The following is a 12790-nucleotide window of genomic DNA, read 5'->3' on the forward strand; positions in this document are numbered from 1 at the left end:
CCGGCGTGCTGCCCGCACAGCCGCCGCGGGTCACAGGGCCTTGACGGCGGCGCCGAGTTCGGGCCTGCCCTTGATCGCCAGCTTGCGGTAGATCCGGCCCAGGTGGGTGTCCACGGTGCGCTTGCTGAGGCACAGCCGTTCGGCGACCTCCAGGTTGCTCAGGCCCTGCAGCACCAGTTCGGTGACCCGGCGCTCGCTCGGGGTCAGCCGGACCGGCCCGGCGTCCCGGGTGCCGATGGCCGGGCCGCTGCGTTCCTCGGCCGGGCGCGGCCGGGCGTCGCCGCCGGGCAGCGGGTCGGCGGCGATGGTCCGGGCGGCGGCGTGCTCGCCGAGCGCCTGGTAGGCCTGCGCCGCGTGGGTGCGCCAGGGCACGCAGGCCGGGTTGGCGACGCCCCGGGCGGCCAGCTGGTGCCCGCACTCCAGGAAGAGCCGCAACGCCTGCTGGTGGTCGCCGCGGTGGGCGGCGACCAGGCCGCGGGCCTCCAGCACCACCGCGCGCAGCAGCGGGTGGGCCTCGGCGGGCAGGTCGACCGCGGCCAGTTCGGCGACCGCCGGTCCGGCGGCCTCCACCGGCAGGCCGCGGCGCAGCCGGGCGCGCACCACCAGCGCCTTGGCGGCACCCGCCAGTTCCTCCGCCCGGACCTGCCGGGCCAGTTCGGCAGCCAGCTCGGCATCGGCGAGCGCGGCGTCCAGCCGGCCCTGGCGGTGGGCGATGTCGGAACGGGCCAGCAGGGCGAGGGCGAGTTCGCCGCGGTGGTTCCAGCGCTGGGCGGAGCGGACGGCGCGGGCCGCCCAGGCGGCGGCCTCGTCCAGCCGTCCGGTCCAGGCGTAGGCCATCGCGGCGCCGAGCACCTCCGGCCCGGCTTCGGCGGGCGAGACCCGGCGCACGCAGCGCGCCGCCAGCCGTACCGCCGCGCGGGGCAGGCCCCCGGCGGCGGCCGAAGCGGCCAGCGCGCCGAGCATGGCGGGTGCGGCGGGTTCCGCAGGGTGGCGGCGCAGCGCGGCGAGCGCGGGCCGCAGGGCGGTGCGCCGGCCGGTCAGCAGGGTCTGTGCGGCGAGCGGCAGCAGCAGGTCGGCGGGGGGCTCGGGGGCGGCCGCGAGGGCCCCGGCGGCCTCCGCGAAGGGAACGGCGGCGGCGCCGGCCGCGTCGAGGGCGAGCACCGGGCCGGCGAACGGCCGCAGCAGCCGGGCCCGTTCGAGCGGGTCGGCGGACTCGGCGAGTCCGGCGGCGCAGCGGGCGGCGGCGGCCACGTCGCGGTGGAGCTCGACGGCGCCGAGCTGCCCGGTGAGCGAGCGGACCAGCGCGGGGTCGGAAGCGTCGGCGAGGGCGCGCTGCAGGTAGCGGGCGGCGTCGTCCCAGTGGCCGTCGGCGGCGGCCTCCCGGGCGGCGGTGCGCAGCACCGGGACGGCCCAGTCCAGGCCGGTGGTGCCGGAGGACATCAGGTGTTCGGCGGTGCGGGCGGCCGGGGCGCCCAGCCGCACCAGAAGGGCGGCGGCCCGCTCGTGCAGGGCGACCAGGACGCGCGGGTCGGTGCGGGCGAGGACGGCGGTGCGGACCAGCTCGTGCCGGAAGGTCTCGGGCGGCCCGGGTTCGATCAGGTCGGTGCGGCGCAGCGCCTCGCGCGCGTCGTCGGCGAGCAGTTCGCCCTGGCCGGTGAGCAGGGCGGCGGTGGCGAGGTCGGCGTCGGCGCCGAGCACGGCGAGGGCGGTGAGCAGTTCGGCGGCCCCGGGGTGGCTGCGCCGCAGCCAGCTGAGGGTGGTGTCGGCGAGGGTGCCGGCGCCGATCCGCAGCACGGTGGCGAGGTCGGGGGAGCCGGCCGAGACCCGGGCGGCGACCAGGCGGGCGGTCAGTTCCTCCAGCACCAGCGGGTTGCCGCGGGAGAGGTTGTGGCAGACGGCGGCCAGCTCAGGGTCGACCGGTGCGTCGAACTCCTCGGCGACCCGTTCGGCCACGCAGCTGTCGCAGAGCGGGCCGGGGGTGAGGGTGCGGGCGTGGCCGAGGGCGCCGAGTTCGGCGGCCAGCGGGTCCTCGGCCTCGTCGGCGGTGGTGGCGAGCAGGAGGACGGGCAGGCCGTCGAGGCGGCGGGCGAGGTAGGAGAACCACTGGCGGGACTCCTCGTCGGCCAGGTGGAGATCGTCCACGGCCATCACCACCGGGGTCCGGGAGGTGAGTGAACGGGCCGCGTGGAAAAGGCTGTTCAGGATCCGCTCGCGCCCGTTCCCGGCGTTTTCGGTGTCCGCCGGGAGGGCTTCCGCGAGGAATTCTCCGGGCGATTCACCGGGGAATTGCGCGGTGGCCGCCCGGCCGTTTGTCATGCGCATGAAGGGGTCGAAGAGCTGACGCACCACACCGTACGGAAAGTCCCGCTCGTTGTCGTGACATCGGGCCCGCAGCACCACCGCCTCGCCCGGTATTCGCGCCAGCGCGGCCCGCAGCAGCGCGCTCTTCCCGATCCCCCGCGAGCCCCTGACCAGCACGACCGCGGCCCGCCCGGCCGCCGCGCCGGCCACCGCCCGGGCCAGCTCGGCCAGCTCCGTTTCCCGGTGCAGCAAAACTCCAGTCGGCACCGCAACCCCCCGTCGACACCTTCCCGCGGACACACAAGTATCGCCCTCCCCACCCGCGTGTCAACGCTCGGGGCGAATACGTACGGCCCTACGTACCGGCGGCCCGGAATACGTAATTCCGCGCGATGCGTAACTCCACCGCGTTGCCGAATATGCAGTATGTACATCTCTTTTGACGCCGTGTTCGAATATTCGCAACGAACTTGTGAACCCAGGGGGATGACTTATGGAGCGTCCGCGGCTCAAGGCCCATTTCCTCACCGAGACGGTGGGAGAAAAGGTCTTCCTGCTCGGAGAGGGGCAGGACTACCTCGTCCCGGGAGCCGCCGCGGTGCGCCTCCTGCCCTACCTGGACGGACGGCGCACCGTCGCCGAGATCCTCCAGGAGCTGGCCACCGAGGTCCCGCTCGGCCAGGCGCTGACCGCGCTGCGCCGCTACGAGGCGGCCGGGCACCTCGCCGAGGGCCGGCCCGACCTGCCCGACCACGTGCTCGCCTACTGGGACGCCCAGGGCGTCGACCCGGCCGTCGCCCTCGAGGCCGCCCGGGCCACCGAGCTGCTGGTGCTGGCCCTCGGCGCCGCCGAGGCCGCCCCGCTGGTCGACGCGCTGGCCGGCACCGGCCTGCGGGCCCGCGCCGTCACCGAGGACGCGGCGGTCGCCGCCGGTCCGGACACCCTGGTGATCGCGCTGACCGACGACTACCTGGCCCCCGCCCTGGACCGGCTGAACACCGCCCGGCTGGCCGACGGCCGCCCCTGGCTGCTCGCCAAGCCCACCGGCACCTCCCCCTGGCTCGGCCCGCTGCTGCGCCCCGGCGAGACCGGCTGCTGGACCTGCCTCGCCCAGCGGATCAGCGGCAACCGGCAGGTCGAGCGCTACCTGGCCGGCAAGCGCGGCGAGACCGTGCCGCTGCACCCGATGCGCGCCGCGATCCCGGCCGGCCCGGCGATGGCCGCCCAGCTGCTGGCCACCGAGACCGCCCGCATCCTGGCCGACGGCTGCTGCTCCGCGCTGTCCGGCACGATGGTCACCCTCGACCTCAACACCCTGCAGACCACCGAGCACACCCTGGTCCGCCAGCCCCAGTGCCCCAGCTGCGGCGACCCGGCGCTGCTCACCGAGCGCAGCCCCAAGGTCGTGCTCCAGCCCAGCCCCGCCCGGCACACCACCGACGGCGGCTACCGCGTCCAGGCCCCGCAGGTCACCTACGACCGGCTGAAGCACCACATCAGCCCCCACCTGGGCGCGATCACCCGCCTCGGCGCGCACGAGGACACCGGCAACGGCATCACCTACAGCTTCACCGCCGGCCACAACTTCGCCATGGTCAACGACAACATGGACCTGCTGCGCCGCAACATGCGCGGCCAGAGCGGCGGCAAGGGCCGCTCCGAGATCCAGGCCAAGGTCAGTGCGATCTGCGAGGCCATCGAGCGCTACTCGGCGGTCTGGCGCGGCGAGGAGCCCGTCGTCCGCGCCGCCTACCGCGACCTCGACCCGGCCGTCGCCGTCCACATGGACACCCTGCTGCAGTTCTCCGAGGCCCAGTTCGCCGGCCGCGCCGAGTGGAACGCCGACCCCAAGCACCGGCTGCACCTGGTGCCCGACCCGTTCCCGGTCGACGCCGAGCTGGACTGGTCGCGCGCCTGGTCGCTCACCCACGACGAGGAGCGGCTCGTCCCCTCCGGCTACGCGTGGTACGGCCACCCGGACCTCCAGCAGCACTTCTACTGCGTCGGCGACTCCAACGGCTGCGCCAGCGGCAACACCCTGGAGGAGGCGATCCTCCAGGGCTTCTGCGAGGTCGTCGAGCGCGACGCGGTCGCCCTGTGGTGGTACAACCGGCTCGCCCAGCCCGAGTTCGACCTCGACTCGCTGAACGACCCGTACGTGGACACCATGCGCGCCTTCTACGCCTCGGTGGACCGCGAGCTGTGGGTGCTGGACCTCACCTCCGACCTCGGCGTGCCGGTGTTCGCCGCGGTGTCCCGGCGCAAGCACGAGGTCGAGGACATCATGGTCGGCTTCGGCGCCCACCCGGACCCGAAGATCGCCGCGATCCGCGCGCTGACCGAGGTCAACCAGTTCCTGCCGTTCGTGGACCGCCGCGACGAGGACGGCAACACCCTCTACCGCACCGACGACCTGGAGACCCTGGAGTGGTGCCGGACGGCGACGGTCGCCGGGGAGCCCTGGCTGCTGCCCGACCGCGCGCAGCCCGCCAGCACCCTGGCCGACTTCGCGCCGCTCACCGGTGACGACCTGGCCGGGCACGTCCGGGACTGCGTCGAGCGCGCCGCCCGGGCCGGCGTCGAGGTGATCGTGCTCGACCAGAGCCGCCCCGACCTCGACCTCGCCGTGGTCAAGGTGATCGCCCCCGGCATGCGCCACTTCTGGCGCCGGCTGGCCCCCGGCCGGCTGTACGACGTGCCGGTGCGGATGGGCCGGCTGGCCGCTCCGCACACCGAGGAGCAGCTCAACCCGAAGAACGTCTTCTTCTAGAACGGCCGGGTACTGACGCCATGACCACCGAGACCACCGAGACCACCGGAACCGTCGGAACCGCCGGGGCCACCGCGAGCGCCGGGAGCGTCGTAGCCGCCGGAACCGCCGGAACCGCCGGAGCCGCGGGGTCCACCGCGACCACCGGCCCCGACGGCATCCACCTGGCCGCGGCCGCCCGTACGGTGCGCCGGCTGCGGCTGCGCCCCGACGGCGCGTTCGCCCCGCTCGGCCCCAAGGCCGTCCGGCTGACCGCGCCGGTCGGCGCGCTGAACCTGCCCGACCTCGCGCCCGGCGCCCTGGAGGCCGTCGCCGCGCTGGCCGCCGGGGAGCAGACCGAGGAGGAGCTGGCCGCCCTGGTCGCGGCCCGGGACGGCGACGCCGGCCTGCTGCGCTGGCAGCTGACCCGGCGCCGGCTCGGGACGGCCGGGCTGCTGGAGCACTCCGTCCACCTGGTGACCGGCACCGCGGACGAGCCGCTGGCCCGGCTGCGGCCGATCGGCCGGGGAGCCGCCGAGCCGGGGCCCACCCCGGACCCGACCGGGCAGGTGAAGCTGTCCCGCTTCGCCTCCGCCGCGGTCGAGGACGGCGCCCTGCTGGTGCGCGCCCCCGGCAGCCCGCTGGCCGTCCAGCTGACCACCCGGGCCGCCGGCCTGCTGGCCGCGCTGGCCGGCTGGACCAGCCCCGCCGCGCTCGCCCAACTGCCCGGCGGCCTGCCGCTGGACGCCGTCCGGCAGACCCTGCGGCTGTTCGCCGCGGCCGGGCTGCTGGCGTACGGCGCGCCCGGCGCGGAGCCGGAGGCCGAGGAGCAGCGCTTCGCCCAGTGGCAGGCCGCCGACCTCGCGTTCCACTCCCGCACCCGCCGGCCGACCTCCGTCGCCGGGTACGGCGGCACCTACCGGTTCGGCGACCGCTTCGCCCCGGAGCCGGCCTCACCGGCGCCCTTCCCGGGCGAGAAGGTCGCCCTGCCCGTCCCGGACCTCGACGAACTCGCCCGCACCGACCGGCCGTTCACCGAGGTGCTGGAGCAGCGCCGATCGGTGCGCGACCACGACGAGCAGGCGCCGATCACGCTGGAGCAGCTCGGCGAGCTGCTCTACCGCAGCATGCGCCGGCGGCAGACCTTCACCGGCGGCGACGGCCAGGAGCTGGCCGACCGGCCGTACCCGAGCGGCGGCGCGGTGCACGAGCTGGAGGTGTACCCGCTGGTGACCTCCTGCGCCGGGCTGGAGCCGGGCCTGTGGCACTACGCGACCGACCGGCACGAACTGGAGCTGGTCAGCGCGCCCAGCGCGGCGACCGCCCAACTCGTGAAGAACGCCCGCGAGTCCAGCCTGATGCCGAGCGACCCCCAGGTGGTGCTGCTGGTCACCGCGCGCTTCGGCCGGGTGATGTGGAAGTACGAGACGGTCGCCTACCCGCTGATCCTCAAGCACGTCGGCGCCCTCTACCAGACCCTCTACCTGGTCGGCACCGCCATGGACCTCGCGGTCTGCGGCCTCGGCGGCGGCGACGCGGCCGACTTCGCCGCGGCCAGCGGCCTCGACTACTTCACCGAGGGCAGCGTCGGCGAGCTGGTCGTCGGCAGCCGGCCCCCGACGCTGCGCCAGGACGTCGGCGTTCCACGGAGAGAAGCCAGACGATGAAGTTCCGTTTCAAGGCCCTGCAGCGGATGCGCGAGCCGGACGAGCTCGACTCGCCCACCCTGCTCGCCGCGCCGCGGGGTTGGATCGCCCTGTTCGTCGTGATGATCACCATGGCGGCGGCGCTGCTGTGGACCTTCGCCGGGAACATCCCGATCACCGTGGACGCCCCCGGGCTGCTCACCCGCCCGCACGGCACCGCGATGATCCAGAGCCCGTACGGCGGCATGGTGCGCACCGTGCTCGCCAAGCCCTCCGACCAGGTCAAGCAGGGCCAGTCGGTGGCCCGGGTGGAGGACGCCGAGGGCCGCAGCCGGGAGATCACCAGCCCGTTCGGCGGGCGGGTGGTCGGCCTGTCGGTCACCGACGGCCAGGTGGTCTCCCCCGGCTCGCCGGTGGTGTCGGTCGAGCGGATCGACGACCCCCAGGAGGGCGTGGTCGCGATGGTCTTCGTGCCCGCCACCCGCACCGTCGGGCTCGAGCCGGGCGACCAGGTGGACCTCAACGTGTCCACCACCCCGGCCGGCGCCTTCGGCCTGCTGCGCGGCACCGTCAGCTCGGTCAGCCCGTACGCGCTCACCAAGGAGGCCGTCTCCGGCCTCGTGGGCGGCGAGCTCGCCGCCCAGCGCTTCCTCGGCAAGGAGGCGCCCCGGCTGGTCGTCGTCGAGCTGACGCCCGACCCGAACACCCCGACCGGCTACTCCTGGACCTCGCAGAGCGGGCCGCCGAACCCGCTCGGCACCCAGGTCGCCGTCACCGCCACGATCAACGTGGGCAAGCAGACGCCGTTCAACCTGATCCTCGGCCGCTGAGGGGGGCTCCGATGACAGCCACGATCCCGGAGACCGCCCGGGCGACCGCTCCGGAACCCGGACCGGCCGAGAAGAAGCGCCGCCGCGGCCGCCCCACCCGGGCGGCCGCGCCGCGGCGCTGGCGGCACGTCGTTCCGACCGTCCTGCAGATGGAGTCGGTGGAGTGCGGCGCCGCCAGCCTCGCCATGATCCTCGCCTACCACGGCCGCTGGGTGCCGCTGGAGGACCTGCGCGGCGTCTGCGGCGTCTCCCGCGACGGCGCCCGCGCCTCCACCCTGCTCAACGCCGCCCGGACGTACGGGCTCAAGGCACGCGGCTACCAGACCGAGGCCGAGAACCTCCGCGACCTCGACGGCCCCGTGATCATCTTCTGGGCCTTCCAGCACTTCATGGTCGTCGAGGGCATCCGCACCCGGTACGGCCGCACCGTCGTCGCCGTCAACGACCCGGCCAGCGGCCCGCGCCTGATGGAGTGGGACGAGTTCGACTCCGGCTTCACCGGCATCGTGCTCTCCTTCGAGAAGGGCCCCGACTTCCGGCCCGGCGGCGACCGCGGCGGCGTCGGCCGCGCCCTGCTGGAGCGGCGCCTGCCCACCGGACGAGCCATGCCGCTGGTGCTGCTCGCCAGCCTGCTGCTGGTCCTGCCCGGCATCGCGATCCCCGCGTACACCCGGGTGTTCATCGACCGGGTCCTGGCCGGCAGCGGGAGCGGCTACCTCCTCCCGCTGCTGGCCGCCATGGCCGCCACCGCCGTGGTGGTGTTCGTGCTGACCTCCGTCCAACGGCACTACCTGCTGCGGATCGAGATCCGGATGGGGCTGGTCAGCTCCGCCCGGTTCTTCCGGCACCTGCTGCGGCTGCCGGTCGACTTCTTCCTGCAGCGCCGCCCGGCCGAGGTGGCCAAGCGGGTGTCCGGCAACGACGTCGTCGCCGAGATCCTCTCCCGCGACCTCGCGCTCACCGTGATCAACCTCGGCCTGGTGCTGTTCTACGCGGCCGTGCTGATCCGCTACGACATCCTGCTCGGCGTGGTCGGCGTCGGCATGGCGCTGCTCAACGTGGTCGTGCTGCAGGCCGTCGCCCGGGCCCGCACCGACGCCGTCGCCGCGCTGCGCACCGACCGCGGCAACCTCACCGCGACCACCTTCACCACGCTCGCGCTGATCGAGACCGTCAAGGCCACCGGCGCCGAGCAGGACGCCTTCAGCCGTTGGGCCGGCTTCCTGGCAAAGGTCGTCACCGCCAAGCAGAAGCTGGGCATCCCCAGCGCCGTGCTCACCGTCGTGCCGCCGATGCTGGCCGCGCTCAACAGCGGGCTGATCCTGCTGGTCGGCGGCCAGCGGGTGGTGGACGGCGCGATGAGCGTCGGCATCCTGGTCTCCTTCCAGACCCTGCTGGCCGCGCTCAGCCGCCCCGTCACCCAGCTCACCAACCTGGGCGGCCGGCTCCAGGACGTCACCGCCGACATCAAGCGGCTGTACGACGTCGAGCGCTACCCGGTGGCCGCCGCCTTCGCCAGGCCCGAGCCGCCGGCCGGCCCCAAGCTGGACGGCAACCTGGAGTTCGAGGACGTCAGCTTCGGCTACAGCCCGCTCTCCGAGCCGATCATCAAGGACCTCAGCCTCACCGTCGTCCCCGGCCGCCGGATCGCCGTCGTCGGCGGCTCCGGCAGCGGCAAGTCCACCCTGGGCCGGCTGCTCACCGGCCTCTACACCCCGTGGTCCGGCCGGATCCTGCTGGACGGGCGCCCGCGCGAGGAGATCTCCCGCACGGTGCTGGCCGCCTCCCTCGCCTACGTGGACCAGGACATCTCGCTGTTCGAGGGCACCGTCCGGGACAACCTCACGCTCTGGAACGACGACGTCCCGGACGAGGCCGTCACCGCCGCGCTGCGCGACGCCGCCGTCTTCGACACCGTGATGACCCGGCCCGGCGGCATCCACAGCCCGGTCCTGGAGGGCGGCCGCAACTTCAGCGGTGGGCAGCGCCAACGGCTGGAGCTGGCCCGGGCCCTGGCCACCGAGCCGACCCTGCTGGTGCTGGACGAGGCCACCAGCGCGCTCGACCCGGAGACCGAGCGCGTGATCATGGACAACCTGCGCCGCCGCGGCTGCGCCTGCCTGATCATCGCGCACCGCCTCTCCACCGTCCGCGACGCCGACGAGATCATCGTGCTGGACCAGGGCGCCATCGTCGAACGCGGCACCCACGACGAGCTGTTGGCGCTCGGCGGGCACTACACCGCGCTCATCGAGTCGGCGCGCCGCGAGGAGGAGGACGAACTGTGAGCCTGGCCGTGGAAGTCTTCTCGCCGTTCTTCACCGAGGCCGCCGAACCGGTCGATCCGCTCACCGACCGCTACCTCGTGCTGGACGACCCCGGACAGATGCTGCTGGTCCGCTCGGGCGCCGTCGACCTGTTCGCCGTCCGGCTCGACTCCGGTGCGCCGCAAGGCCGTTGGCACTTCCTCTGCCGGATCGAGGCGGGCACCCTGGTGCCCGGGGCGGCCGCCGGCCCGCGGCGCGGCATCGTCGCCCGTCCGGTGCTCGGCGCGGAGCTGTCCTACCTCGCCACCTCCTGGGTCGAGGGCCTGTCCGCCCGCGGCCGGGAGTGCGGCACCGCGGCCGGCGCCGCCGTCCGGGCCCTGCCCGAGGGCGAACAGCAGCTCGCCGCGGACCAGTTCCTCGCCGGACTCGGCCGCGGCCTCACCGCGCTCGCCGGCGCCCTGCGCGACACCCTGCCGCCGCGCGAGTTCACCCCGCTCGACCCCGCCGGGCCGACCGCCCTGAAGCGCGGCCAGGCGCTGCGCTCGGTGGACGGCCTCCAGTGGGTGCGGATCGAGGAGGGCGCCGTCGAGGCCCCCGAGGGGGCGGCGGGGGAACTCACCGAGGGCGCCGAGATCTGCCTGACCGAACGGGACTGGCTGGTCGCGGCCGGACCGGCCGTCGTCCGGGCCCGCTCCCCGCGCGCACTGCTCGACGAGGGCGGCCTCTGGGAGCGCCTCGCCGCCCACTGCGGACGCCTGCTGGACGCCGTCGACCGCCGGATCGAGGCCCGCCGCAGCACCGAGACCGAACTCATCACCACCCGCCGCGAACGCGACGCCGGGACCCTCGCCCACTCCGCGCGCGGCTTCGAGACCATCCTGCGCGACACCGCCTCCCGGCTGCGGATCGGCGACGCCACCGGCGACGAACCGACCCTCGCCGCCGCCCGGCTGGTCGCCGCGCACGAGGGCTTCACCGTCACCGCCCCGGTCGCCGGGAACGGCCACGACCGCCGACTGGACCGGCTCCAGGCGATCGCGCTCGCCTCCAACGTGCGCACCCGCTCCGTCCGGCTGGACGGCGCCTGGTGGCGCAACGACCTCGGCGCGATGGTCGGCTACCGCAAGGCCGGCGCCCCCGTCGCCCTGCTCCCGCTGGGCAACGGCTACGTCCTCGCCGAGGGCGGCAAGGTCACCCCGCTGACCCGGGAGCTGGCCGCCGAACTGCAGAACAAGGCCACCGTGCTGTACCGGCCGCTGCCGCCGACCGTCCGCTCCGTCGCCGGGCTGCTCCGCTTCGGCCTGCGCAACAACCGGCAGGACCTGTGGATGTTCACCGGCATGGCCGCCCTGGTCGCGCTGATCGGCCTGCTCGTCCCGGTGATGACCGGCGAGGTGCTCGGCACCTTCGTCGCCCACGCCCAGCGCAACCTGATCACCGAAGGCGCCCTGGTGGTGATCGGCTCCGCGATGGCGGTGGCCGCCCTGTCCATCGTGCAGAACATCGCGGTGCTGCGGATCGAGAGCCGTTCCACCGCCGCGATGCAGGTCGGCGTCTGGACCAGGCTGCTGTCGCTGCCCGCGCCGTTCTTCGCCAACTACTCCACCGGCGAGCTCGGCACCACGGTGCTCGGCGTCAGCGCCGCCCAGGAGACCCTGTCCGGGATGATGACCACGGCGACCCTCGGGCTGCTCACCGGTCTGGCCAACCTCGTGCTGGTCTTCTTCTACGACCTGCGGCTGGCCGGCCTCGCCACCCTGCTGGTGCTGGTCGGCGTCGGCGTCGGCCTGGCCGCCGGGCGGCTGGAGGTCCGCTGGCAGCGCAAGCTGTACGCGCACGAGCAGGCCATGTCCGCCCGCGTCTTCCAACTGCTGACCGCCGTACCCAAGTTGCGGGTCACCGCGGCCGAGGACCGGGTGTTCGGGGTGTGGGCCGCCGAACTCGGCAAGGGCCGCGGCCTCGCCGCCTCCTCGCGCCGGATCCAGAACGCCGTCACCACCTTCAACGCGGGCTTCCCGCTGGTCTGCTCGGTGGTGATCTTCGGCGTCATCGCCGGCCCGCTGGACGGCGCCGTGCCGATCCCGGTCTTCCTCTCCTTCTTCACCGCCTTCAACCTGCTGATCGCCTCCAGCCTGCAGTTCACCTCCGCCGCGGTCACCGCACTCGGCGTGGTGCCGATGCTGGAGCGGCTGCGGCCGATCCTCGAGGAGAAGCCCGAGGTCGACGACAGCAAGGCGGACCCGGGCGACCTCTCCGGCCGCCTGGGCCTGAGCCACGTCACCTTCCGCTACGGCGAGGACGGCCCGGCGGCCCTGCAGGACGTCACGCTCAGCATCGAACCCGGTGAGTTCGTGGCCATCGTCGGCCCGTCCGGCAGCGGCAAGTCCACCGTGCTGCGCCTGCTGCTCGGCTTCGAACGGCCGGAGAGCGGCACCGTCCTCTACGACGGCCAGGACCTCGGCGAACTGGAGGTCTCCGCGGTGCGGCGCCAGTGCGGCGTGGTGCTCCAGAACGGCGCACTGCTGGCCGGCGACATCAAGGCCAACATCGTCGGCTCCACCAACCACACCCTGGACGACGCCTGGGCCGCCGCCGAGATGGCCGGCATCGACAAGGACATCGCGGCCATGCCGATGGGCATGAACACCGTGCTCTCCGAGGGCACCAGCACCCTCAGCGGCGGCCAGCGGCAACGCCTGATGATCGCCCGCGCGCTGGTCTCCCGGCCCCGCATCGTCTTCTTCGACGAGGCGACGAGCGCCCTGGACAACCCCACCCAGCGGCTGGTCACCGAGTCCACCCGCCGGCTCAACGCCACCCGGGTGGTGATCGCCCACCGGCTGTCGACGGTCGCCGAGGCCGACCGGATCATCGTGATGGACCGGGGCCGGGTGGTCCAGCAGGGCCGCTACGAGGAGCTGCTGGCCGACCGGGACGGACTGTTCGCCCGGCTCGCGCACCGGCAGATGTGAGCCGATTCCACCCTGGGGAGGGGAC

At 74.4% G+C, this 12790-nt stretch carries 6 protein-coding genes; 5 read left to right on the forward strand and 1 reads right to left on the reverse strand.

Annotated elements, in window-relative coordinates:
• Window positions 1–30 precede the first annotated feature (30 nt).
• On the reverse strand, window positions 31–2553 hold the full coding sequence (locus tag ACGF07_RS05315) for an AAA family ATPase (protein WP_392895633.1): 2523 nt from the start codon (window positions 2551–2553) through the stop codon (window positions 31–33).
• A 241-nt stretch (window positions 2554–2794) separates the two neighbouring features.
• Between ACGF07_RS05315 and ACGF07_RS05320 the strand changes: the two genes are divergently transcribed.
• From ACGF07_RS05320 to ACGF07_RS05340, 5 genes are read left to right on the forward strand one after another with little or no spacing between them, the layout of a single operon-like run.
• Entirely contained in the window at window positions 2795–5071 is a 2277-nt protein-coding gene (locus ACGF07_RS05320; RefSeq protein WP_392895635.1) for a TOMM precursor leader peptide-binding protein, read from the forward strand.
• 20 nt (window positions 5072–5091) lie between these two features.
• Window positions 5092–6717 (forward strand): SagB family peptide dehydrogenase, encoded by a 1626-nt coding sequence (locus tag ACGF07_RS05325; protein WP_392895637.1) that lies wholly within the window; start codon window positions 5092–5094, stop codon window positions 6715–6717.
• Window positions 6714–7526 (forward strand): HlyD family efflux transporter periplasmic adaptor subunit, encoded by an 813-nt coding sequence (locus ACGF07_RS05330; protein WP_350746200.1) that lies wholly within the window; start codon window positions 6714–6716, stop codon window positions 7524–7526. Before ACGF07_RS05325 ends, ACGF07_RS05330 begins: the two co-directional genes overlap by 4 nt.
• An 11-nt stretch (window positions 7527–7537) precedes the next feature.
• A complete protein-coding gene (locus ACGF07_RS05335) occupies window positions 7538–9814 on the forward strand; it encodes an NHLP family bacteriocin export ABC transporter peptidase/permease/ATPase subunit (RefSeq protein WP_392895639.1) in 2277 nt (758 codons plus the stop codon).
• Window positions 9811–12765 (forward strand): NHLP bacteriocin export ABC transporter permease/ATPase subunit, encoded by a 2955-nt coding sequence (locus ACGF07_RS05340; protein WP_392895641.1) that lies wholly within the window; start codon window positions 9811–9813, stop codon window positions 12763–12765. The genes ACGF07_RS05335 and ACGF07_RS05340 overlap by 4 nt, the downstream gene beginning before the upstream one ends.
• Window positions 12766–12790 lie beyond the last annotated feature (25 nt).

Origin of the sequence: Kitasatospora sp. NPDC048194, assembly GCF_043202455.1 — a bacterium.
GTDB lineage: Bacteria > Actinomycetota > Actinomycetes > Streptomycetales > Streptomycetaceae > Kitasatospora.